Origin of the sequence: Nonomuraea mangrovi (assembly GCF_042681425.1) — a bacterium.
In the GTDB taxonomy this organism is placed as follows: domain Bacteria; phylum Actinomycetota; class Actinomycetes; order Streptosporangiales; family Streptosporangiaceae; genus Nonomuraea; species Nonomuraea mangrovi.
Window position 1 is genome coordinate 141,248 of the sequence record NZ_JBHUFV010000050.1, and the last position, 23,673, is coordinate 164,920.

General features: G+C 69.6%; 19 protein-coding genes and 1 pseudogene. 7 read left to right on the top strand and 13 right to left on the bottom strand.

From position 1 onward, the window contains the following. Positions 1-210: 210 nt before the first annotated feature. A complete protein-coding gene (locus ACFSKW_RS33315) occupies positions 211-1,110 on the bottom strand; it encodes a serine/threonine-protein kinase (RefSeq protein WP_379576572.1) in 900 nt (299 codons plus the stop codon). A gap of 334 nt (positions 1,111-1,444) precedes the next feature. Continuing rightward, positions 1,445-2,659, bottom strand: coding sequence for an MFS transporter (locus ACFSKW_RS33320; protein WP_379576574.1), 1,215 nt, complete (start codon positions 2,657-2,659; stop codon positions 1,445-1,447). A gap of 65 nt (positions 2,660-2,724) precedes the next feature. Here ACFSKW_RS33320 and ACFSKW_RS33325 point away from each other — a divergent pair, with 65 nt between their 5' ends. Further along, complete coding sequence (locus ACFSKW_RS33325; protein WP_379576576.1) at positions 2,725-3,120, top strand: MerR family transcriptional regulator; 396 nt, start codon at positions 2,725-2,727, stop codon at positions 3,118-3,120. A gap of 133 nt (positions 3,121-3,253) precedes the next feature. Here ACFSKW_RS33325 and ACFSKW_RS33330 read toward each other — a convergent pair whose 3' ends face one another. The 4 genes from ACFSKW_RS33330 to ACFSKW_RS33345 form a co-directional block, all read right to left on the bottom strand. Next, complete coding sequence (locus tag ACFSKW_RS33330) at positions 3,254-6,592, bottom strand: methylmalonyl-CoA mutase family protein (RefSeq protein WP_379576578.1); 3,339 nt, start codon at positions 6,590-6,592, stop codon at positions 3,254-3,256. A 54-nt stretch (positions 6,593-6,646) separates the two neighbouring features. After that, the gene (locus ACFSKW_RS33335) at positions 6,647-7,894 is read right to left on the bottom strand and encodes a CHAP domain-containing protein (RefSeq protein ID WP_379576913.1); all 1,248 of its coding nucleotides are present in this window, start codon (positions 7,892-7,894) and stop codon (positions 6,647-6,649) included. A gap of 128 nt (positions 7,895-8,022) precedes the next feature. After that, positions 8,023-8,514 (bottom strand): hypothetical protein, encoded by a 492-nt coding sequence (locus tag ACFSKW_RS33340; RefSeq protein ID WP_379576580.1) that lies wholly within the window; start codon positions 8,512-8,514, stop codon positions 8,023-8,025. 72 nt (positions 8,515-8,586) lie between these two features. Then, on the bottom strand, positions 8,587-9,357 hold the full coding sequence (locus ACFSKW_RS33345) for a PP2C family protein-serine/threonine phosphatase (RefSeq protein ID WP_379576582.1): 771 nt from the start codon (positions 9,355-9,357) through the stop codon (positions 8,587-8,589). A 76-nt stretch (positions 9,358-9,433) separates the two neighbouring features. Between ACFSKW_RS33345 and ACFSKW_RS33350 the strand changes: the two genes are divergently transcribed. Further along, entirely contained in the window at positions 9,434-11,218 is a 1,785-nt protein-coding gene (locus ACFSKW_RS33350; protein ID WP_379576584.1) for a class I SAM-dependent DNA methyltransferase, read from the top strand. A gap of 8 nt (positions 11,219-11,226) precedes the next feature. On the opposite strand, the gene ACFSKW_RS33355 is transcribed toward ACFSKW_RS33350, so the two are convergent. Next, on the bottom strand, positions 11,227-12,576 hold the full coding sequence (locus tag ACFSKW_RS33355; RefSeq protein WP_379576586.1) for an LCP family protein: 1,350 nt from the start codon (positions 12,574-12,576) through the stop codon (positions 11,227-11,229). Between the two features lie 201 nt (positions 12,577-12,777). On the opposite strand from ACFSKW_RS33355, the gene tpx reads away from it, so the two are divergent. Then, on the top strand, positions 12,778-13,278 hold the full coding sequence (gene tpx, locus ACFSKW_RS33360) for a thiol peroxidase (protein WP_379576588.1): 501 nt from the start codon (positions 12,778-12,780) through the stop codon (positions 13,276-13,278). Positions 13,279-13,337: 59 nt separating this feature from the next. Continuing rightward, positions 13,338-14,081, top strand: coding sequence for a helical backbone metal receptor (locus ACFSKW_RS33365; protein ID WP_379576590.1), 744 nt, complete (start codon positions 13,338-13,340; stop codon positions 14,079-14,081). Between the two features lie 26 nt (positions 14,082-14,107). Here ACFSKW_RS33365 and ACFSKW_RS33370 read toward each other — a convergent pair whose 3' ends face one another. Genes ACFSKW_RS33370 through ACFSKW_RS33385 form a run of 4 tightly spaced genes read right to left on the bottom strand, consistent with a single transcriptional unit; the run spans position 14,108 to position 18,339 of the window. Further along, positions 14,108-15,244, bottom strand: a complete 1,137-nt coding sequence (locus tag ACFSKW_RS33370) for an ROK family transcriptional regulator (RefSeq protein WP_379576592.1) — start codon at positions 15,242-15,244, stop codon at positions 14,108-14,110. Positions 15,245-15,246: 2 nt separating this feature from the next. After that, complete coding sequence (locus ACFSKW_RS33375) at positions 15,247-16,092, bottom strand: carbohydrate ABC transporter permease (protein ID WP_379576594.1); 846 nt, start codon at positions 16,090-16,092, stop codon at positions 15,247-15,249. Beyond that, entirely contained in the window at positions 16,085-16,978 is an 894-nt protein-coding gene (locus ACFSKW_RS33380; RefSeq protein WP_379576596.1) for a carbohydrate ABC transporter permease, read from the bottom strand. The genes ACFSKW_RS33375 and ACFSKW_RS33380 overlap by 8 nt, the downstream gene beginning before the upstream one ends. After that, positions 16,975-18,339 carry an ABC transporter substrate-binding protein gene (locus ACFSKW_RS33385; protein WP_379576598.1) on the bottom strand — a complete coding sequence of 455 codons (1,365 nt, stop codon included), beginning with the start codon at positions 18,337-18,339 and terminating at the stop codon, positions 16,975-16,977. Before ACFSKW_RS33385 ends, ACFSKW_RS33380 begins: the two co-directional genes overlap by 4 nt. Before the next feature lie 284 nt (positions 18,340-18,623). On the opposite strand from ACFSKW_RS33385, the gene ACFSKW_RS33390 reads away from it, so the two are divergent. The 3 genes and pseudogenes from ACFSKW_RS33390 to ACFSKW_RS33400 form a co-directional block, all read left to right on the top strand. Continuing rightward, a complete protein-coding gene (locus ACFSKW_RS33390) occupies positions 18,624-19,661 on the top strand; it encodes a zinc-binding dehydrogenase (protein ID WP_379576600.1) in 1,038 nt (345 codons plus the stop codon). Beyond that, the gene (locus ACFSKW_RS33395) at positions 19,658-20,443 is read left to right on the top strand and encodes a sugar phosphate isomerase/epimerase family protein (protein WP_379576602.1); all 786 of its coding nucleotides are present in this window, start codon (positions 19,658-19,660) and stop codon (positions 20,441-20,443) included. Before ACFSKW_RS33390 ends, ACFSKW_RS33395 begins: the two co-directional genes overlap by 4 nt. Then, positions 20,440-21,618, top strand: a pseudogene (locus ACFSKW_RS33400) (MGH1-like glycoside hydrolase domain-containing protein); the annotation flags it as partial. The gene ACFSKW_RS33395 and the pseudogene ACFSKW_RS33400, both read left to right, overlap by 4 nt. 18 nt (positions 21,619-21,636) lie before the next feature. Here ACFSKW_RS33400 and ACFSKW_RS33405 read toward each other — a convergent pair. Both ACFSKW_RS33405 and ACFSKW_RS33410 read right to left on the bottom strand, forming a co-directional pair. Then, the gene (locus ACFSKW_RS33405) at positions 21,637-22,728 is read right to left on the bottom strand and encodes a zinc-binding dehydrogenase (protein WP_379576604.1); all 1,092 of its coding nucleotides are present in this window, start codon (positions 22,726-22,728) and stop codon (positions 21,637-21,639) included. Beyond that, positions 22,721-23,671: a Gfo/Idh/MocA family protein gene (locus ACFSKW_RS33410; RefSeq protein ID WP_379576606.1), complete on the bottom strand. Its 951-nt coding sequence runs from the start codon at positions 23,669-23,671 to the stop codon at positions 22,721-22,723. Before ACFSKW_RS33410 ends, ACFSKW_RS33405 begins: the two co-directional genes overlap by 8 nt. Positions 23,672-23,673: the final 2 nt, after the last annotated feature.

A 23,673-nucleotide genomic window follows, 5' to 3' on the forward strand; every position in this document is an offset into this window, starting at 1 on the left:
TGTGGGGTTGAGTCGTTGAGAGAGCGCTCTCTGAGAAGGTTGGGGCCAGGCCGGGACCGTGTCAACGGAGCGTTTCGCCGCCCTGCGAGAGAGCGCTCTCTCCAGATTGGAGCTGTTTTCGCAGCTAGCGGGATGGATTCACGCGCAATGGGAGCGCTCCCAAAGTGATGGGCCGTTTCCAGAGTGTTACCTGCACGGGAGAGCGTTCTCTCAGCCGAGAACGCGGCCGAGCACCTTGGCGTACATCCTGCCGGGACTCGGCGCCGACGGAGGGGTCAGGAACCCCGGCAGCATCGGCAGGTCGACCGCGAACGGCTGCAGCCGTTCGTACAGCAGATTCGCGTCGCCTGGACGCGCCTCCACCGCCTTCTCCAGCAGGTCGGACAGCACCTTCCCGAGCGCGGCGGGCAGCCCAGGGACCGAAGGCGGCCGTTCCTTCACCTGCTTCTCGAACACCACGTACTCTGTCGGCCCCGTGAACAACTGCCGCCCCGTCAGCATCTCGTGCAGCACGCACCCGAGCGAGTAGAGATCGCTGCGCGGCTCGGCGACACCCCGCTGGATCTGCTCCGGTGCCATGTAGGCCGGAGTGCCGAGAATCTGGCCGATCCTCGTGAACTGCGTGCCGTTCGACTCCCGCAACATCGCGAGCCCGAAGTCCAGCACCTTGATGCTGCCGTCAGGGCAGAGCATGAGGTTGGTCGGCTTCAGATCCCGATGGCAGATCTCCAGCGCGTGCGCCGCCGACAACACCGCGCATGCCTGCGCCGTGATCGCCACCGCCCACGGCACCGGCAGCGGGCCGTGCTCGCTCAGCAGGTCGGCGACCGTGACCCCGTCGATGAACTGCATCACCTGGAACAGCCGCTGCTCGTGCGTGCCGAAGTCGTACAGGACCGGAGCGCCGGGATGCTCCAGGCGGGCCAGGATGCGCGCCTCCCTGATGAAACGCCGCTCCAGCTCCTCGTCGGCGTCCTTGCCGGGCAGCGGGTACAGCAGCTTGACGGCCACCCGCCGATCCAGGTGCCGGTCGTGGCCCCGGTAGACGGCACCCATGCCACCCCGGCCCAGGGGCAGGTCGTCGAGCTCATAGCGGTCACCGATGACCATCCGCCCCTCCCTGCTCCCCTCGGGACAAGCCAGCACGAGACCCTCCGGGGAATCTACAGCAACCCGGTGGATCTTGATCGCTTACCGCGAAGGCGCACGCCCCTTTCTGGACGCGCTTCGATGCGAGGCCCGTCCCCCGGGGAGGCCGGAACGCATGGACCTCGGTGACCGGCCGGTCGCCACGGAACGCCGCCATCGCGCTGTGGGCGGCGCTCCACGGGTTCGCGTCACCGCGCGCGAGCGTTCCCGCGTTTCGCTGGCCCGATCGTCGGGAGATGCCCGACACGCTGCTGGACCTCGTCGGCCAGGTTCGACGCCATGCCTGTGCGGGTGTTCACGAGGTCGCGCGAACGGCGGGGAAGCCGTGCGCGCGTGCGGCGAGCACGACGGCGAGCACCGGGGCCAGGAGCGCGAGCACGCTCCATGGGAAGGAGGCCGAGCCGAGCAGGCCGAGCAGGATCCCGCCGACGACGCCGCCGCCGGCCATGGCCACGTTCCACAGCGTGACGAGCATGGCCTGGGCGGCGTCGGCCGACTCGCCGCCCGCGTCGCCCACGGCGGTCTGCAGCAGCGTGGGGACGCCGCCCCACCCGAGGCCCCACAGGGCCGCCGCGCCGTACACCAGGGCGGGGTTGCCGGTGGTCAGCGCCAGGATGGCGGCCGCGGCGGCGACCAGGAGGGTGCCGGCGATGGTGAGGGCGCGCAGCCGGCGGTGGATGTGGGCGCCCACGTACCAGATGCTCACCAGCGAGGCGGCGCCGAACGCCAGCAGCACGAGGTCGGTGGAGCCGCCCATGCCGAGCCGGTCGAGGAAGGGGGCGATGTAGGTGTAGAGGATCGTGTGCGCCAGCACGAAGACCAGGGTGACGAACAGGACCGGTGCCACGCCGGGAACGCGGAGGGCCCGCAGCATCGGTGTCCCGCCCTGCCGCTGCCGGCCGGGGTGGTCCGGGACCGTCGCGACGATCCATGCGATCACCAGGAGAGTGAGCCCGGTCATGATCAGGAACGACACCTGCCAGCCGAGCGCCTTGCCCAGGAAGGTTCCCGCGGGCACCCCCAGCGACAGCGCGATCGGAATGCCGGTCATCACGATCGCGATGGCCTTGCCCTGCAGGTGGACAGGCGCCATACGACGGGCGTACCCGGCCAGCAGCGCCCAGGCCAGGCCCGCGGCCACCCCGGCGACGAACCGGGCCACCATGGTCAGCGGAAAGCTCGCCGAGACCGCCGTGACGGTGTTGGCGACGGCGAAGGCCGCCATCGCCGTCAGCAGCAGCCGCTTGCGCCGCCACCCCGCCGTGGCCGCGGTCAGGGGGAGTGCCGTCAAAGCGGTCCCGATCGCGTAGATCGTGACCGACTGTCCCATCGCGGACTCACCCACGCCGAGGTCGGCGCTCATCGCGGGCAGCACGCCCGCCGGGAGCGTCTCGGTCAGGCTGGTGATGAAGACGGCCGTGGCCAAGGCCAGCAGCGCAGGCAGGGGGAGTCGCTGATCCTCGATCCCGGTGCGGGAATCGGCAGGTGCATCTGTGGTGTCTTTACTCATGCCTCGTATGCTCAAACCATCACATACATGTGAGGGTCAACGTGTCCTGGTGTGAGGTGGAGCACATGCGTATCGGAGAACTGTCGGACCGCACCGGCACGCCGCGCCGTCTGCTGCGCTACTACGAGGAGCAGGGCCTGATCAACCCCAGCCGCTGCCAGAACGGCTATCGCGCCTACGACGAGAGCCTGGTGGACCGGGTCATGCAGATCAGGGGGCTGCTCGACGCGGGATTGCCGACCCGGCTCATCAAGCAGATCCTCCCGTGCCTCGACAAGCCCCGGATCATCCACTTCTCCGACGCGACCCCGGAGATGCTCGCCACGCTCGAACACGAACGCGACCGCATGACCGAGCGGATCAGGTGCCTGACCCGCAACAGGGACGCCATCGCCGAGTATCTGGACGTGGTGCGCGACAACCCCGGCGCCGCCACCCCAGAGGCGGCTCCGGCACCCTGACCCCGCGCGGCCCGGGACACCGGGTAGGCGACGATCGCCCACCCGGCACCAGCCCGGACGTGCTCAGCACCTCGCGCGTGACCGCGCAGGCCTCAAGCTCTCGCCCCGGGGTTCGTGGCGGTGGAGGGCCCGGTCAGACGTTGCGGCGGTACTGGCCGCCCGCCTCGAAGAGCGCTTCGGTGATCTGGCCGAGCGAGCACACGCGGGCCGCGTCCATCAGCACCTCGAACGCGTTCTCCTCCGACATGGCGACCTCCCGCAGCCGCCGCAGCGCCGCCGCCGACTCCGAGCGGTTCCTGGCGTGGAAGCCGTGCAGCCGGTCCAGCTGGGAACGCTTCTCCTCCTCCGTCCCGCGGGCCAGCTCGAGCGGCCCGTGCTCCACCTCGCCGCGCGGGTTGCGGAAGGTGTTCACCCCGATGATCGGCAGCGACCCGTCGTGCTTGCGGGTCTCGTAGAGCATCGATTCGTCCTGGATCTTGCCGCGCTGGTAGCCGGTCTCCATCGCGCCGAGCACGCCGCCCCTGTCCGACAGCCGCTCGAACTCGCTGAGCACCGCCTCCTCGACCAGGTCGGTCAGCTCGTCGATGATGAACGAGCCCTGGAGCGGGTTCTCGTTCCTGGCCAGGCCCCATTCGCGGTTGATGATGAGCTGGATCGCCATGGCCCGCCGTACGGACTCGGCCGAGGGGGTGGTGACGGCCTCGTCGAAGGCGTTGGTGTGCAGGCTGTTGCAGTTGTCGTAGATCGCGATGAGCGCCTGCAGGGTGGTGCGGATGTCGTTGAAGTCCATTTCCTGGGCGTGCAGCGACCGGCCCGAGGTCTGGATGTGGTACTTCAGCTTCTGCGAGCGCTCGGCCGCGCCGTACCGCTCCCTCATGGAGACGGCCCAGATGCGGCGGGCGACGCGGCCCAGCACCGAGTACTCCGGGTCCATGCCGTTGGAGAAGAAGAACGACAGGTTGGGCGCGAAGTCGTCGATGTTCATGCCGCGGGCGAGGTAGGCCTCGACGTAGGTGAAGCCGTTGGCGAGGGTGAAGGCGAGCTGGCTGATGGGGTTCGCGCCCGCCTCGGCGATGTGGTAGCCGGAGATGGACACCGAGTAGAAGTTGCGCACCTGGTTGCGGATGAACCATTCCTGGATGTCGGCCATCATCCGCAGGGAGAACTCCGTGGAGAAGATGCAGGTGTTCTGCCCCTGGTCCTCTTTGAGAATGTCGGCCTGTACGGTGCCCCGCACGGTGGCGAGCGTCTTCGCGCGCAGCTGGGCCGCCTCCTGCGCGGACGGCGCGCGGCCCTCGGCCGACTCGAAGCGTTCGATGGCCTGGTCGATGGCGGCGTTGAGGAAGAAGGCCAGGATCGTGGGGGCAGGGCCGTTGATGGTCATGGAGACGGAGGTGTTCGGTGCGGACAGGTCGAAGCCGTCGTAGAGCACCTTCATGTCGTCGAGCGTCGCGATCGACACGCCAGAAGTCCCGACTTTTCCGTAGATGTCGGGCCGTAGGTCGGGGTCGTTGCCGTACAGCGTCACCGAATCGAACGCGGTGGACAGCCGCGTCGCCGGCTGTCCCTCGGACAGCAGCTTGAATCGGCGGTTCGTCCTGAACGGATCGCCTTCGCCGGCGAACATCCTGGTCGGGTCCTCGTCGTCCCGCTTGAAGGGGAACACGCCCGCGGTGAACGGGAAACGGCCGGGGAGGTTCTCCGAGCGCAGGAAACGCAGGAGCTCGCCGTGGTCGTCGTAGCGGGGGAGCGCGACGCGCGGAATCCTGTTGCCGGACAGGGTCTCGCGCCACAGCGGGGTATGGATCTCCCTGTCGCGGACCCGCACGACGAGCTCGTCGGCGGTGTACTGCTCCTTCAGCGCCGGCCACTCGGCCAGCAGGCTCCTGCTCTCGTCGGACAGCTCGCGCTCGGCCCGCGCCGCCAGCTCCGCCAGCCGCGCGTCCGTCGCAGCGCCCGGCCCGGCGCCGGGTGTGCCGGTCGTGGTCGGCTCGCCGGTCATGGTGGGGGTGCCGGTCGTGGTGGGCTCGCTCGCCGGGCCCGCGGCGGCGGTCTCGTCGAGGAGGGCCCGGACGGCCATCAGCTGCTGGCGGCGCCGTGCCACCGCCACCTGGGTCAGGGTCTCGGCGTGATAGCCACGGACGGTCTCGGCGATCTCAGCGAGATAGCGGACCCTCGCGGGCGGCACGACCGCCGCCGCCGTCTTGGAGGTGCGCCCCTGCACCAGGGGGAGCAGCCCAGGGCCGGATGGCAGGCCGCGCTCGCCGAGCACCTCGCGCAGGTGGTGATACAGCGCCGTCACACCCGCGTCGTTGTAGCGGGCCGCGATCGTCCCGAACACCGGCATGTCGTCGGGCGAAACCCCGAAGGCCGCCCTGTTGCGCACCATCTGCCTGCGCACGTCGCGCAGCGCGTCCTCGGCCCCGCGGCGCTCGTACTTGTTGATCACGACGGCCTCGGCGAAGTCGAGCATGTCGATCTTCTCCAGCTGGGAGGCCGCGCCGAACTCCGGCGTCATCACGTAGATCGGCACGTCCACGTGGGGGACGATCCCCGCGTCGCCCTGCCCGATGCCGGGCGTCTCGACGATGACGAGGTCGTACCCGGCCGCGCGGCAGGTGGCGATCACGTCGTCGAGGCAGGCGGGCACCTCGCTGGAGGCGCCGCGCGTGGCGAGGGAGCGGAAGTAGGTCTGGCCGCCGAGGCTGTTCATCCTGATGCGGTCGCCGAGGAGGGCGCCGCCGCCCCGCCGCCTGGTGGGGTCGATGGCGATGACCGCGATGCGCAGCTTGTCGTCGTTGTCGACCCGGATCCTGCGCAGGAGTTCGTCGGTCAGCGACGACTTGCCCGACCCGCCGGTGCCGGTGATACCAAGGACGGGCGCCCGGCGCACCGCCGTCTCCTCTGGCTCGGCGGTCGCGCCGCCGAGCGCGCGCAGGCCCGCGAGGAGTTCGTCGGGCGCGCGTCCCGACTCGATCAGCGTGATCGCCCTGGCCAGCGCCGCATTGTCGCCCGAGGCGACGGCCTCGACCGACGGCGGGTCGCCGAGCTCGACGTCGCATTCCTCGATCAGCTTGTTGATCATCCCGGGCAGGCCGAGCCGCTGCCCGTCCTCGGGGGAGAAGATCCTCGCCACGCCCCTGGAGTGCAGCAGCTCGATCTCCTCGGGGACGATCACGCCGCCGCCTCCGCCGTACACCCTGACGTGCCCGGCGCCCCGCTCGCGCAGCAACTCGACGAGGTAGCTGAAGAACTCGACGTGCCCGCCCTGGTAGGAGCTGATCGCGACGCCCTGGACGTCCTCCTGGATGGCGGCGGTGACGATCTCGTCGACGGATCTGTTGTGCCCGAGATGCACGACCTCGGCTCCTTGGGACTGCAGAATCCGCCGCATGATGTTGATCGCGGCATCGTGGCCGTCGAACAGCGCCGCCGCGGTCACGAATCGGACGGGATGGACCGGTGCGTGCACGCCTGATCACTCCTTTGTGAGGGGCCTCCCTTCCGAAGATACTAGGACGTCCTACTATTTCCCAGTCGTCGCCTCATACGGCTTGCGTCGCCTGCCCGTACCCGGGGAGGTCTGCGGGGCGGCCGGATGCGGATTTCCCGAGGTACGGCCTGCCTGGGCACGCTCGCCGGAACGCTCCAACGGCCCGCGAGCCCGCTCCGCCTGAGCCTGCGCCCTGGCACGCGGCGCGGCATCACCGGCCGGCACCCGGGGTCGGGGCGTGGAGCTGTCGGACACGCGGCTGCGGGGCGTGGCGGTGTCGGCCGGCATGCGAGGGCGGGGCGTGGCGCTCTCGGGCACGCGGGTGCGCGAGTTGCCGGAGGGCCGGAGGGTCGGCGGGCCGCCCGTACGGGTCGCGGAACCCCTCGCCGCGCTCTCGCTCCCCGACCTGCGCGCTTCCGGAGAAGGCGAGGAGGCGGCACCCGAAGCCGGCCCCCGTGCCGTGGACGTGGCGCGGACCTGGGGTGCGGTGCCCGGGGAGGTCGCGCTCGAAGCCGGTCCGCGCGCTGGGGGAGTGGCGCGAGCCGGCGTGGGCGAGCCCGCCGGACGCGCGCCCGCACCGGAGGTGGCGGTCGAGGTGATCCACGGGAAGAGTCCCCTGCGGTGTCTGCCGGAGCCGCGGGAGCGTCCCGCCATCCTGAACGAGACGATCACGGTGGTCAGCACCATCGCCGCGAGTAACGCCTGGGGTGTGCCCAGCAGGTCGAACGGCGAGTCTCCCGCCCGCGCCACGGGCGCGTCCGCCTGGACGGTGAAGGGCTGGAGCGGCTTGTCCGAGGGGCGTACCTCGATCAGCGTGGGACGCTCCTTGACCATGCGGGGCAGGCCGTACCCGACGACCTTGTCGGTGTCGCGGACCTTGCGCTTGAGCCAGACCCTGTCGACGTTCGCCTCGATCGTGTGGATCTTCGATCCGGCGACCTTCTCGACGATGCCGACGTGGTCGATGCCCTTGTAGCTCTTCCCGCCCTTCCAGTCGTAGAAGACGAGGGCGCCGGGCTCGGGGGTCTGTGACCAGGCGCCCCGCTGGATGAACCAGGCCGCGTGGGAGGGTGTCCAGGCGAACTGTCCGACGAAGTCCTGTACGCCCGCCTTCTGCGCCGCCCATGCGATGAACATGTCGCACCATGGCGCGTCGCGGTACTGGGGGTCCTGGACGAGGTTCGCGTACCACGTGCCGAACTTCGTGTGCTGGCCGCCCTTCTCCCGGTATCCGAGTTCGGGGCGCGCCGCCTTCAGCAGTCCTTCAGCGATCGGGTCCAGGACGACTCCTCCCCAGAAGACCGGCGACTAACGAGGGACTGTAGTAGCGCCATCGTGATCGCGTGCCGGACATCCGGAAAGTGTCTAGATATGAGGTGAAATATGCGTTCTGTGACTGCTGTGACTTACTACTTCAGGTAGGAGTAGAGGTTCTTCCAGCTTCCCGAGTAGTAGCAGTTGAGCGACGGCTCCTTGGCCTTGCCCTCGTTGCACACCTTGACCTCGACCAGCACGACGCGGTGGTCGGTGAAGGAGAACTCCTTGGGCGTGCCCTTGGAGCAGTCGAGGTAGGAGCGGTGCTTGAACGGCACGCTGCCGTCACTCTTCAGGTAGGAGATCCGGAAGACCGTCCAGCCGCAGCCCTTGCTGCTGGTCAAGTCGGTGATCTTGCCCTTGACCCGGACCGTGGCGGTCACGGGGATGGTGTTCTCGTCCCGGCTGACCACGGTGAGGGTCCCGCGCGTGACGGCCTTGTCGCCCTGGGCGAACAGCGGACCCCATGAGCCGGCCGAGACGGCAGGACCGGCCGGAGCGCCGGTGGAGGCGGAGACGATGGTGGCGGGGGCCGCCGTCAGGAGCCCCGCGGTCGCGGCGATCAGGATGGTACGGCTGGTCCTCATGGAGTTTCCCCTCTCTTTGCTGAGAGTGTGTGCTCCTGCGCTTTCACGCTGCTTGAGAACCGCCGTACCTTTTCATGACCCGACGCCCACCCGGTACATCGAGGTGCCGCCCTCCCCCGACGGCACGACGTCGGCCACGATGACGGTCACGTTGTCGGGCCCTCCGCCCTCGTTGGCCAGCTCGATGAGCTTGCGCACGGCGGCGTCCGGCTCGCCGTACGAGGTCAGGATCTCGTGGAGGGTCTCAGGGCCGAGAACGTCGGTCAGCCCGTCGGAGCACAACATGTAGCGGTCGCCGACCTCCGCCTCGCGCAGCGACATGTCCGGCTCGGACCTGCCCTCGCTGCCGAGCACGCGCAACACCATCGACCTGCGCGGGTGCACCGCCGCCTGGTCCTCCGTTATGCGACCCTCGTCCACCATCGACTGCACCAGCGTGTGGTCCTTGGTGATCTGGTAGAGCGCGCCGTCGCGCAGCAGGTACGCCCTGGAATCGCCAAGATGAGCCAAAGCGAACCTCGTGCCGTCCCACAACATGGCGGTCACCGTGGTGCCCATGCCCCTGCGAGCAGGGTCGATCTCGACCAGCTCGGCAAGCCTGCGCCCCGCCTCCAGAACGGCCGCCTCCAGGGCGGTTTCGAGATCGGCGCCTGCCTCTGGCAAGCTTGCGTCGAGCTCGCGCAGCACCGCGATCGTGGCGGAGCTGGCCAGCTCGCCGGCCGCGTGGCCGCCCATCCCGTCCGCGATCGCCAGCATGCGGGCGCTCACGTAGCCCGAATCCTCGTTCTGCTCCCTTCGTCGGCCCACGTCCGACCCGGCGGCATAGCGGATGTTGTGCGTCATAGTATGCAGTAAATCATTGGTTGAAACACTTCACAAGCAGATGCGCTGAAGAGTGTTGTGAACTAATGTGGCCTCCATGAGCCACGACCCGACCGTGAACGCCGGCGACATCGCTCGGCTCGCCGGTGTCGGGCGGGCCGCGGTGAGCAACTGGCGCCGCCGCCACGACGACTTCCCCAAACCCGTCGACGGAACCGCCGCGCAGCCGCTTTTCGCGCTGCGCGAGGTCGAGGCGTGGCTGAGTCGCTATGGGAAGTCCTACCAGGTCTCGCTGGCAGATCGCGCGTGGCAACGCCTGAAAGCCTCGGGAGATCTTCAGCTTGGCGAGCTCGTGGCCGCCGCTGGGGACTTTCTCGCCAGTCCCGACGGCGGCGATCACGGGCTCGACGCGGGTCTGGTCACTGTGCTGCGCGAACTGGCCGCCGAGCGCGGCGAGCTGGCCGCCTACGAGTTCCTCTGCGCCCGCTACTTCGAGGCCCATTCCCGCAAACTCTCCGTCACCCGCGAGGACGTCGCGGCCCTGATGGTACGGCTGGCCGCGCCCCGGGGCGGCATCGTCCTCGACCCCGCCTGTGGTGTCGGCACCCTCCTGCTGCCGCTGTCGCCCTCTGGCCGGGCGAAGGCAGGACCCGACGGTGCCAGGGCGCTCGGCCAGGAGCTCGAAGGCAGCTCCGCCCGCATCGCCGCCGCCAGGCTGGCACTGCGCGGTGTCGAGGCCGAGATCGTCCACGGCGACGCGCTCAGGCGCGACGCCTTCCCCGGCCCTCGCGCCGACGCGGTGGTCTGCGACCCGCCGTTCAACGAGCGGTCGTGGGGCTACGACGAGCTCACCGGAGACCCCCGCTGGGAGCACGGCCTGCCGCCGCGAGGCGAGTCCGAGCTCGCCTGGGTGCAGCACTGCCTCACCCACGTCAGGCCAGGCGGCCTGGTCGCCATCCTCATGCCGGCCGCCGCCGCCAGCCGCAGGGCGGGCCGCCGCATCAGAGGCAACCTGCTGCGCGCAGGCGCCCTGCGGGCCGTGGTGACGCTCTGGCAGGGCGGCCCCGACCTGTGGCTGCTGCGCAGGCCCGAGAGCGGCGAGCGCCCGCCCTCCGAGATCGTCATCGTGGACGCCGAGGGCGACCTGGCCAGGGTCGAGCCCGCCCTGCGGGACGGCGCGCACCAGGTCCGCATCATCGACCTGCTCGACGACGAGGTCGACCTCAGCCCCTCCCGCCACGCCCCCCGCGCGGGGGCCGACCTCGGCAGGGCCTTCGCCGACGCGCGCGAACGCTTCCTGGCCGCCTCCGTCGACGCGCCCGACCTGCTGGTCCTCGACCAGCCGCTGGACCAGCCCGCCACCACGATCGGCGAGCTGGTCAAGGCGGGCCTGGTCACCATCCTGCAGGCCCCGCCGAGGATGGCGGCCGACGGCGGCGACCTGCCCGTGCTGACGGCCGACGACGTGGAGCGCGGAACCACCCCGTCGGGCGCCACGACCGCCGAGCCCGGCCTGGTCAGGATCCAGCCGGGAGACGTCGTGGCCACCTACGCCACGGCCAGGGTCGTCAGCCAGGACGGCGCCGTCCTCGGCCCCCAGCTGACTCTCTACCGCGTCGACCAGCATCGGGTGGACCCCCATTTCCTGGCCGGGTTCCTGCGCTCGGCAGGTGCCCGGGTGCCCGCGGGCTCCAGCAGGGTCGACGCGCGCCGTACCCGCCTGCCCAGGCTGTCACTGGCCGAGCAGCGCGCCTACGGCGACGCCTTCCGCCGGCTCGCCAGCATGGAGGACGCCCTGCGCGAGGCGACCGCGCTCGGCGAGACCCTCATCAGGCTCGGCCACGAGGGCCTGGCCGACGGCAGGCTCCAGCCTCCGTCCTGACCCCGGTGTCACGCCGCGCACGTGTCGTGGGTGGCGTCGAACCCCTTCAGCGCCTCCGAGTCCCCCGCCTGCAGGGGCTTCAGCCCTTTCCAGTCGTCGCCGATCGTGAGCACCAGCCGCGGCGTGGTCGCCCCCGCCACGAGCCGCGGCGTGCCGGACAGCAGGTCGCGGGTGATCGTGGGCACGCGGGTCTCCCCGTTCGGCGAGTACAGGAGCAGGGTCGTCGGGTACGGCTTGTGCGGCGCGTCACTGATCTTGGTGATGTGGTAGCCGCGCTGTTCGAGCCCCACCGCCACCTGTCCTGCCAGACCGGAGCGAAGGGTGCCGTTGCGCACCTCCACATTGATCCTCGACCGGGGGATCTTCGCCTGCCCGCCCCTGATCCCCGCCACGCTCCTGTCCTTGGCCACCATCTGGAACAGCGTCCTGGCCTGCGGCTGCACCCACTCCACCCGCCCAGGGCTGGTGACGGAGTAGTGCCACGGCGTCGTGATGAAGCGGATCTGTCCTGCGGTCATGCCCTGCGCGCTCTCGGCCAGGTCCTTCATGACGCCGGGGGTCAGGCCCGGGTCGGTGGTGACGGCCTTGGTGGCCGCGTCGAGGAAGCCGAGGAGCCTGGCGGGATCGGTGAGCGTCTGCCCACTCATGACCTTCTTGAGCATGGAGGCGATGAACATCTGCTGCCGCTGGATGCGCCCGATGTCGGAGCCGTCGCCCATGCTGTAGCGGGCGCGGACGTAGCCGAGCGCCTGTTCGCCGCTGAGGGACTGCCGCCCCGCGTCGAGGTGGAGCAGCGCCTTCGTGTCGTCGATGCGTTCGGGCAGGCACACCTCGACGCCGCCGACGGCGTCGACCATGCTCTTGAAGCCGGTGAAGTCGACCTTGACGAAGTGGTCGATGCGGATGCCGGTCAGCGACTCGATCGTCTTCCACGTGCAGCCAATGCCACCGGAGTTGAACGACTCGTTGATCATGCCGATGTGGGGCTGCTGGCCTGGCAGCGTGCCCTTGGCGCGGCACGCGGGCAACTGCACCAGGGAGTCGCGGGGGAAGCTGATCACCATGGCGTCGTCGCGCCTGGACGACAGGTGGGCCAGCATGATCGTGTCGGTGCGCTCACCCTCGATGGTGCGGCCGTATCTGGCGTTCTTGCCGTCACGCTGGTCGGAGCCGACGATCAGCACGTTGAGCGCGGTGGTGGCGGCCTTGGGCGGCCGGGTGGCGCCCAGGTCGCCGGTCACGTCGATGTGCTGCACGTTGCCGGTCAGCTTCACGTAGACGCCGATCAACCCGCCGACGACGGCGAGCACCACTGTCATCGTCACCGCGACGACCCAGCGCAGCCATCGCCTCCGCACCCGCGGAGGCGGCCCTGGAGGGGGCAAAGGCGAAGAAGGGGCGTCAACGAGCCCACTGCTCACATGTCACTCCAGTGGAGGGCCAGTCGAACTCGCCGAGTGTACTGAGTCCCATGGTCCCTGGTGCGCCGGAACCGCGAGCAAGGCGAGGCCATAGGATCGAGCTCTTGGCTTTTGACACCTTTTCGCCGGGAGGCGTTCATGTCCGATGTCACCTTCAAGGGCAACCCGATCACGGTCGGCGGCACCTTCCCCCAGCCGGGCGACGCGGCCCCCGCGTTCAGCCTCGTGGGCAAGGATCTGTCCGACGTGACGCTCGCCGCGTTCGGCGACAAGACCAAGGTGCTCAACATCTTCCCCAGCATCGACACGGGGACCTGCGCGGCCTCGGTCCGCCGCTTCAACGAGCTGGCAGCCCAGCACCCCGAGGTGGCCGTGCTGTGCGTCTCGGCCGACCTGCCGTTCGCGCAGTCCCGCTTCTGCGGCGCCGAGGGCCTCGACAACGTGGTGACGCTGTCGCTGATGCGCGGCAGGGAGTTCCTGACCGCGTACGGCGTCGCCCAGGAGTCGGGCCCGCTGGCCGGTCTGGCCGCCCGCGCCGTCGTGGTGCTCGACGGCGACAACAACGTCGTCTACTCCGAGCTGGTCCCCGAGATCACCCAGGAGCCCGACTACGAGGGCGCGCTCAAGGCCCTGGCGTAACCCTCCCGCGGCGGGTCCTCCCTCGTGAAGGATCCGCCGCCAGGCCTGTTGGAGAAGCCGTGGCCTTCGATGACACGGGCGCCGAGGTGCGGGTGCCCTCGACGGTCGACCGCGTGGTGTCCCTCGTGCCGTCGCTCACCGAGTCGGTGGCGGCCACGGGCAAGCTGGTCGGCGCCACCGACTGGTGCAGCCATCCGGCAGACCTCGACGTGGTCAGGGTGCGCGGCACCAAGAACCCCGACATCGAGCGGATCGTGGCGCTCAGGCCCGACGTGGTGCTGGCCAACGCCGAGGAGAACAGGGAGCCCGACCTCGAGGCGCTGAGGCGGGCGGGCCTCGCGGTGTGGGTGACGCGGATCGAGACGGTCGCCGCCGCGTTCACCTCGCTGGCCAGGATGTTCGAGCACGCCTGCCGCGGCCCCGAGCCCGCCTGGCTGGAGCGTGCGCGGGAGGCGTGGGACCTGCCGGAGCCCGAGGCCAGGCGCACCGCGATCATCCCGATCTGGCGGCGGCCGTGGATGGTGGTCGGCCGTGACACCTTCACCGGCGACGTGCTGAGGCGGCTGGGCGTCGACAACCTCTACGGGGACCATCCCGAGCGCTATCCCAAGATCCCCCTCGACGAGCTCGTCGCGAAGAACGCGGACCTGGTGGTGTTGCCGGACGAGCCGTACGCCTTCAACGAGAACGACGGCCCCGAGTGCTTCGGCAGGAGCGCGCTGGTGAGCGGGCGGTTGCTGACCTGGTACGGGCCCTCGATGGTGGAGGCGCCCGCCACGCTACGCGAAAGCCTCGCCCGCTAGCCCCGTCTCCCGGCCCGCCACGGGGCTCACCCCAGCGCGGCGTCGACGCTCGCGGGTGACAGCACGTGCTCGATCACCATCACGGCCGTCCCGATGATGCCCGCCCTGGCGCCCAGCACGCTGGTCACGATCTCCAGGTTCCTGGTCGTGTACGGCAGGCTGCGCCGGTAGACGCTCTCCCTGATGCCGGTCAGGTAGTGCTCCCTCGTCTCGGCCATGTCGCCCGCCAGCACGAGCACGCCGGGGTTGAGCAGGCTGACCGCGGTGGCCAGCACCAGCCCGAGCGTGCGCCCCGCCTCCTGGGTGCGGGCGATCGCCTCGGGGTCTCCGGCCTGCACCAGGCGGACCACGTCGCGGCTGCTCTCCTGCCCGAGGTCCTCGGCCACGGCGTGACCGCTGGCCAGCGAGGCCACGCAGCCCTTCGAGCCGCAGGTGCAGACCCTGACGTCGCTCTCGCTCAGCCGTACGTGGCCGATGTTGCCCGCGGCCTCCTCCACGCCCCTGTAGATGCTCCCGTCGAGCACGATGCCCGCGCCGATGCCGGTGGAGACCTTCACCAGCAGCAGGGAGGGCGAGTGCCGGTAGGAGGCCCACCACTCGCCGAGCGCCATCGCCTTGGCGTCGTTCTCCACCAGGATCGGCACGTCGAACCCGCCGCCGAAGGCCGCCTTGATCGGCAGGTCGTCCCATCCGGGCATCAGGAAGGACCGCAGGACCTTGCCCGAGGTGTGGTCGACCGAGCCTGGCAGGTCGAGGCCGATGCCGCACACCTGGTCACGGGGGCGTCCCGTGCGGTCGAGCAGGCGATCGAAGGCCTGCCGTACCCAGGTCAGGACCTCTTCGGGGCCGCGGTCGATGCGCATGCTCGCGCACTCCTCGGCCTGCGGACGCGCGGTCAGATCGGTCAGCGCCACCCGCGCGTGGCTGGCGCCGAGGTCGGCGACGAGTACGACCCTGCTGGTGGAGTCGAGGGCGAGGACCGAAGGCGGGCGCCCGCCCCCTGACGCCCCCTTGTCGGCCTCGCGGATGTAGCCGGCCTCGATCAGCCGGTCCACCCTGTCGGTGATCGTGGACCTGGACAGGCCGGTGCGCTCGATCAGCTCCTTGCGGGTACGGCACGTGCCCTGCCTGATCAACTGGAGGAGGTGTCCCGCCGTCAGCATCTCTAGCCCTTCTCCGCGCCGGCCGTGAGGCCCTCCGTCAACAGCCGTTCGCTGGCGAAGAACACCAACACGATGGGTAGCGTCAGGACTACCGATCCTGCCATGAGAACGGTCGTCGGGATCTCGATACTGCCCGCCAGTTGGGACAGTCCGAGGGAGACCGTCCAGCTCTCCCTGCGCTCGACGAGGAAGAGCAGGGCGAAGAGGAACTCGTTCCAAGCGATCATGAAGGCGTAGAGCCCGGTGGCCATGAGCGCGGGCTTCGACAGCGGCAGCACCACCCGCCAGATCGTCTCGATCCTGCCGCAGCCGTCGATGGCGGCCGCCTCCTCCACGCTCTGCGGCACGGTCTCGAAGTAGTTGCGCAGCATGTAGACGACGACCGGCACGGTCTGGGCGATGTAGACGAGGATCAGCCCGGCCAGCGACCCGCGCAGCCCGATCATGGTGAACAGCACGAACAGCGGGATCGCCAGCACGATCGCGGGGAAGAGGTAGACGGCCAGGAACAGGAAGTGCACCTGGCGGCGGCCGAGGAAGCGCAGCCTGGCCACCGCGTAGGCGCCGGGGATGGAGATCAGCAGCGTCACCGTGACCGAGGCGACGGCGACGATCGCGCTGTTGCGCATGAAGGTCAGGAAGCCCTGCCTGCCCAGCACGTCCTGGTAGGGGGCCAGGGTGAAGTGCCGTGGCCACAGCGATCCTGGGTCGAGGATCAGCTCCTGGATGTCGCGGACCGACAGCATCACCATGTAGAGGAAGGGGAAGGCGGTGATCAGGGTGAGGAACGCGATCACCAGCGGCCTGAGCACCCTGAACAGCGCGCGTTCGAAGCGGTCCCTACTCATGCTCGCCCCCGAAGAACCTCAGGTACACCGCCAGGAAGGCCACCAGCACGACGGCCAGCACGATGGCCTGGGCCGCCGAGGCGCCGATGTCGTCACGCGCGGTGAGAAAGGTGTAGACCCTCACGCTGATCACCTCTGTGCCCGCGCCGCCCCCCGTGAGGAGGTAGACGTCGTCGAACTTGGTGAAGGTGAACACGAACCGCAGCACCGAAAGCAGCGCCACCACCCGCCAGAGCTGCGGCATGATCACGTGGCGGAAGCGCTGGGTCGGCGTCGCGCCGTCCACGACGGCCGCCTCGTCGAGCTCGCGTGGCAGCGCCTGGAGTCTGGCGAGGATGAACAGGAACGCGAAGGGGAAGTAACGCCAGGCCTCGAAGGCGATGACGGTGAGCAGCGCCACCGGCACCCGCAGGCCGAGTAAGGTGCCGCCGGCCTGGGTGAGGAAGGCGATCGGCTCGTCGAGCCAGGTGTTGACGATGCCGAACTGCGGGTTCAGCATCACCTCCCACAGGAAGGCGACCGCCACGACGGGGGCGATGTAGGGGGTCAGGATGGAGGCCCTGACCAGGGTGCGTCCCTTGAAGGCGTCCTTCAACGCCAGGGCGGCGACCAGGCCGATCGCGATCGACAGCGCGGTGCCCGCCACGGTGTATATCAGCGTGTTGGCCAGGGAGGTCCAGAATCCCGGCTCGGAGATGACGTAGCTGAAGTTCTCCAGCGTGTAGTTGCCGAAGACCCCCGTCCGCCTGACGTTGATCAGGCGGACGTCCTGGAAGGCGAGCATGATCGCCCACAGCAGTGGCACGACCACCACGACCAGGGTGATGACCAGCGTGGGGGAGATGAGCAGCAGGCCCGCCCTCGCCTCCCGTTGACGCAGGGTCATTGCCTGATCCCGCGCTTGATCGCCTCGACGTCCGCCTTGGCCTGGGTGGCCGCGGCCTGCGGGGTCAGCGAGCCGGCAACCACGGCGCTGAGCGCCTTGGGCACGGGCAGCTCGCCCATGGTGGCCCCGACCAGCTTGCCTTGCCCCTGCGGGATGCCCCACCTGGCGAAGGTGTCGGGGCTGCTGCGCAGCGCGTCGAGCACGTCGTCCGGGTAGATCTCCGCCAGCGGCTTCTTGGCGTCGACGCCCGCGGGCAGCGCGGTCCACTTGGCCTCGAAGCCCTTGCGGGTGGGGAACTTGCCCTCCGGCGCCATCCCGATCCAGCGCTCGTAGCCCTCGTTCATCATGAAGCCGACGAACCGCTGGGCGGCCGTGGCGTTGGCGTCCCTGGTCACCGCCCACGAGACGATCTCGCCGTACTGGGCGGGCGTGCCGCTCCCGGGTCCCTTCAGCGCGGTGACCACGGCGGTGTTCCTGGCCAGCCACCCCTTGTCCTTCCTGCACTCGGCGCAGGACGGGAGCGCGTCGTTCCTGAGCCCGGCCAGCTCGTCGAGGATGTAGGACGACCAGATGGTCATGGCGGCCTTGCCGGCGAAGTAGGTGGCTCTGGTCGAGTCGACGTCCTGCTCACCCTTCACCGAGTACCGCGAGGCCAGGCGCGCGTAGAAGTCGAGGGCCTGCACGCACGGAGGGGAGTCGAGGAGGACGTTGCCGCCGTTGTCCACCAGCTGGCAGCCGTTGGCCAGCGCCACGTGCTCGAAGCTCTGCGCGGTGAAGGAGTCCTTGGGCGCGTTGGCCAGGGTGATGCCCGCGACCCCTCCGGTGTTGAGCTTCTTGGCCGCCGCCTCCAGCCGCTCGTAGGTGTCGGGCGGCTGGAGGCCCGCCTTCTCGAACAGGTCCTTGCGGTAGAGGATCAGCTGCGCCCACCCGTCGCTGGGCACGGCCAGCAGCTTGCCGGAGGCCGTGTCGAGCTCCAGCGCCCTTGCCGAGAAGGTGTCGCGGCCGAGCTGGTCCACCACCTTCTTCGGCGTCTCGGTGTCGAGCAGGTCGTTGGCCTCCAGCTCGCGCACCGCCGCCAGCGGGAGCGCGCCGATGACGTCCGGCAGTCGTCCGGCCGCCGCGGCCGCGGTGACGATCTGGCTGAACTGGTCCTCCGCCACGCCGACCAGATTGACCTTGATACCGGTCCTTTCGGTGAAATCGGCGATGATGCGGCGTTGCACGGCTATGCGGTCGGCGAGTGCTTCCTCGGTCCATACGGTGATCGCGTCGGCGGGCCGATCTTCCGCGCCACCGCCGCACGCGGCCGTGGTGAGGGCCAGCAGCGCGGCGGAGAGGACGGCGGTTACCTTGTACGGCATGACTCGCTCCTCCTGAGGTGTTGTGCCTGGAGTACCCCTTGAACAGGTCGAGCAACGCACTGTGCAATTTCCGGCATCCGTTGAGAAACTCGGCGGGCCGTCGTGCCTGGTCAGCCCCCACACGATTGATCATGGGAAAGGTTGCTTTCCGGAAACGGCTCCTCAAATTCACGGCAATGCTCGGCTAAAGACGTAGACTTAAGTGTGATTTGAGCGCAGCTATGGTTTGCAATCATGCGCCAAATCAGCCACTTCTGTTTGATCAAAAAGCGTAAGTGTGGGTAATGCACGTCATCACGATCGAAGAGCCGGGTCTTGTACGCGTCACGCATGAGGAGCCCGGCGAACTGGCGCCCGGTACCGTGCGCGTGCGCACGCTGTACTCAGGCGTCTCGGCGGGCACGGAACTGACCGCCTACAGAGGAACCAACCCCTACCTCAACCGCCGCTGGGACACCGAGCGCCGGCTGTTCGTCGAGGGCCAGAGCCACTCCTATCCCCTCGCGGGCTGGGGCTACCAGGAGGTCGGCGAGGTCGTCGAAGCCGCGCCGGACGTCGCCGACCCGCCCGTCGGGTCGCTGGTGTGGGGCATCTGGGGCCACCGCGACGAGGCGGTCGTGCCGGCCGAGAAGCTCGTCGGGCACATGATCCCCCCCGGCGTCGATCCCCTCATCGGCGTCTTCGCCAGAGTGGGCGCGATCGCGCTCAACGCGGTCCACGCCGCCGACATCCACCTCGGTGACCAGGTGACCGTGTTCGGGCAGGGCGTGATCGGGCTCCTGGCCACCCGCCTCGCCGTGCTCAACGGCGCCAGGGTGGTCGCCGCCGACGCGCTGCCCGCCCGCCTCGACCTGGCCAAGGAGTTCGGCGCGGCCGAGGCCTTCGACATCCAGACGGGTTCGGTGGCCGAGTTCGTGCGCAAGCGCATCGAGGGCGCCGACACCGCCATCGAGCTGAGCGGCAGCCACCTGGGCCTGCAGGAGGCCATCAGGACCGTCCGCAAGGGCGGCAGGGTCGTGGCGGCCGGCTTCTACCAGGGCGAGGCGCTCGGGCTGCGACTCGGCGAGGAGTTCCACCACAACCAGGTGCAGCTCGTCTCCTCCCAGATCGGCGGCGTGGCCTCGTGGCTGTCGCACCGATGGGACGTCGAACGGCTGCAGCGCACGTTCATGGAGCTGGTCTACCGCGGCGAGGTCGACGCCGGACGGCTGATCAGCCACGTCATGCCCGTCGAGTCCGCCGCCGAGGCCTTCGACCTGCTCGACCACCATCCGGCGGACGTTCTGCAACTCGTCTTCGCCTTCGAAGGAAGCACAGTATGAAGCTGGCCGTACAGGAGCAGTTGCTGCCTGGTCGCACGCTGCAGGAGAAGTTCGCGTTCGCCGTCGACGCCGGGTTCGACGCGATCGAGCTGCGCGGCAAGGGCGACTTCCAGTTCGCCACCAGGCTGACCGAGCTCAAGCGCGCGCTGGCCGACGGGGTGGTCATGCCCACCGTCTGCGTCGACATGCCGCACTTCATCGGCGACTTCGACCCCGCCAAGCGCAAGGACGCCATCCAGCAGCTGCGCTCCCAGCTCACGGTGATCGCCGAGCTGGGCGGCATCGGCGTGATGACGCCCGCCTCGTGGGGGCAGTTCTCCAGGCGGCTGCCGCCCTTCGAGCCGCCGCGCGGCCCCGAGGAGGACCGCGAGGTGCTGGCCGAGGCGCTCGGCCTGCTGGGCGAGCACGCACAGCGCAACGGTGTGAAGATCATGCTGGAGCCCCTCAACAGGTACGAGAACCACATGGTCAACACGCTGGCCGAGGCGGTCTCGTACTGCTCCATGGACTCCGTCAAGGTCGTCGGCGACACCTACCACATGAACATCGAGGAGGACGACCCCTGCCGCTCGCTGGTGGAGGCCGCGCCGTACCTCGCCCACATGCAGATCAGCGAGTCGAACCGCAACCAGCCGGGCACCGGGCACCTGGACTGGGGCGCGCAGCTGGCCACCCTGGACGCGATCGGCTACGACGGCTACCTCGCGCTGGAGTGCCGCCTGCGCGGCGAACCCGAGATCGTCCTTCCGCAGACGGCCGCCTTCGTCAGGAAGTTCCTATGATCGCACGCGACGCCGTGCGCGTCCTGGTCGCCAACTGGGACGGCAGCTACACCGTCCCCTCGCGGCGGCTCTACCCCCACCAGTGGAGCTGGGACTCCGCGTTCATCGCGATCGGCAACGCGCGGTGGTCGCCGCGCAGGGCCCGATCGGAGCTGCTGTCGCTGTTCGGCGCGCAGTGGCGCGACGGGAGGGTGCCGCACATCGTCTTCAACCCCAACGTGCCCGAGGGCGCCTACTTCCCCGGACCGGAGTTCTGGGACGTCCGCGCCCCCTCGGGCAGCGCCACCTCTGGGATCGTGCAACCTCCCGTGCACGCCATCGCGGCGTGGCAGGTGCACCTGGCCGAGCCCGACACCACCTTCCTGAGACGCCTGTACCCGCGCCTGGTCGCCCAGCAACGATTCCTCCGTACGGCCAGGCAGTCGGCCGAGGGTCTGATGTCGATCGTCCACCCGTGGGAGTCGGGCATGGACAACAGCCCCGCGTGGGACATCCCCCTGGCCGCGGTCGCCCCTGGCCCCACGGGCATCGTGCGCCGCGACCTCACCCACGTCAGCGCCGACGAGCGGCCCACCGACCGCGACTACGAGGCCTACGCCGCGCTCGCCCGCGCCTACCGCGACACCGGCTACCGCAGGGCGGGCGCCTTCGCCGTGGAGGACCCGCTGTTCAACGCCGCGTACGGCGCGTCGGAGTCCGCCCTGGCGAAGATCGCCGCCGCCTGCGGTCTCGACCCGGCGCCGCACCACGCGGAGGCGGCCAGGATCACCACCGCGATGGTCGAGCACCTCTACGACGACGGCCTGTTCCACAGCCGCGACACCGCCAGCGGCATCCTGCTGCGCTCCCACAGCGCGGCGGGCCTGGTGCCGCTGATCCTGCCCGACCTGCCGCGCGAGATCGTCACCGCGCTCATCGGCACGGCGCTCGACAGGTTCGAGATCAAGCTGGGGCTGCTGCCCAGCTTCGCGCCCGGCACGCCGGAGTTCGACCGGGTCCGCTACTGGAGGGGGCCGAGCTGGATCAACCTGACCTGGCTGGTCTGGCACGGCCTGCGCCACCGCAGGGCCGACCTGGCCGAACTGCTGGCCGATGGGTTGATCAGGGCGGTGAGCACCTCGGGGTTCAGGGAGTACTTCGACCCGTTCACCGCCGAGGGGCACGGCTGCGCGGACTTCAGCTGGTCGGCGGCGCTAGTCCTCGACGTCCTGGCTCAGCACGGCCTGGATGGCGTGCCGGCGTCCCTGCGCCAGGTCGGCGAGGAGCTGGGGAGCCTGGTCGAATCCGACGACGTCGGTCACCGCGTGCTCACGTAGCCCCGTCCTGTTCCTGAGCAGCTCGACCGTCTCGTGGGAGAGCCGCTCCCTGTCCCACGCGTGGGCGAGGCCGCGCGGCACCCTGCCGATCTGGGCGCACCTGATCGACAGCCCGTTGTGGTGGAACTCCTCGCCCAGGCGCACCTCGTCGGCGCCCTGGGGATAGAAGGCCAGGTCGATCACCGTTCCCTGGGGCCTGAGCAGCTTCAACGCCAGCGCCAGGTAGCGGGCCTGCCCCCTGCATTGGAACACCACGTCGGCGCCCCTGTCACCGGGGCCGTGCCGCCATCGCTCCTTCAACGTGACGGCCGGGTCCTCGCTGACGGTCATGGCGCCGAGCGCCTCGGCGACGCGCAGCCGCTCGGGCGTCTCGTCCACCACGACGACCTCGGCCGCGCCGTGCCTGAGCGCGAAGCAGGCGGTCAGCAGGCCGACCACGCCCGCGCCTGTGATCGCGACCCTGCGACCGCGCACGCCGTCGCCCAGGCTGTGGAAGGCGGGGCCGTACAGGTCGGCGGCGGCGTGCAGCAGGCCGTTGGCGCAGATGGGGCCCATGTGCGCGACGTAGATGCCCAGCAGCGGATCGAGGTCGTCGGGCAGCTCGACGAAGCGGTCCTTGAGCGGGTCGGCCACGTAGCCGGTGCGGTGACCGTAGGCCATGGCCAGCAGCGAGCCCTCCCGCACCGCCCTGGTCCTGGTCTCGGTGACCATGCCGACCTGCATGTAGCCGATCCCGCGCACCGGGTACCCGATCGACGGCACGCCCTCGATGAACAGCCCGAGCACGGGATCCCACGTGGCGTTCAGGTAGGGGTTGGTGCCCTTCACGTAGGTCAGCTCGGTCCCCGCGGAGATGCCGCTGTAGACGGTCTCGACGCGGAACGCGCCGTCCTCCAGCGAGCTCGTCTTCTCCTCGACGAAGGTGATCTCGCCCGGCGCCTCGATGCTCAGCGTGCGGATCTCATCCATGCAGCATCACGGGAACCCTCTCGCCCGCCGAGCGCGCGACCGCGTGCGCCAGCCTGTGGGTGCGCAGCGCCTCCTCGTACGGCGCGCGCACGTCGCTCGTCCTTCCCTGGACCGCGTTCACGAACTCCCTGTCCACCCTCGTCTTGGCCCTGCCCGGGTCCTCCATGATGCTCCGCCCGTCGGTGACGAGCCGGGTTTCGCTGATATCCAGCGACACTCCCTCCGCGCACACCTCGAGTCCCACCCGGCCCTTGGCGGTCAGCATGCAGGTGACCGCCAGCAGGCCCGCGGCCCCCGACTCGAACCGCAGCACGGCCGCGGTGGCCCTGTCGACCTCCCCTTCCTCCGGCGTCCCCCCTGGCACGGCGTGCACCATCGTCACCTCGCCCACCAGCGCTCTGGCCAGGTCGAGGACGTGCACGGCCTGTTCGAGCACCTGGCCGCCGGACAGCTCGCGCCTGATCCACCACGGCACCGGCGGCACCTTGTCCAGCCAGTGGCCGATCGCGAGCTGGATCGGGCGCTCTTCGAGCAGTTCTCTCGCCCTGTCGATGATGTCCAGGTATCGCCAGTGGTGTCCGACCGCCGATGGCAGACTTTTACGTTGGATCTCCGCGCCGATCCTTTCGGCCGTTTCGAGGTCCAGCGCGAGCGGTTTTTCAACAAATATCGGTAGATCGGACTCCAAACAGTCAAGCTCTGGCGTACCGTGCGCGAAAGGAGGAACACACACGTAAACCGCGTCAAGTCTGCCGGCAGCCAGCAGGTCGGCATGGTCGCCGTAGGCGGGGGAGCCATGCCGTGAGGCCAACGCCTCGGCCTTGTGGGGTTCTGTGTCGGCGATTCCAGCAATCGTCACGTCGGGGAATGTGGAGAGGACGTCAGCGTGGCGTGCGGCGACATTTCCCGCTCCGATGATGCCGATTCGGGTGAGTGAGGTCACGG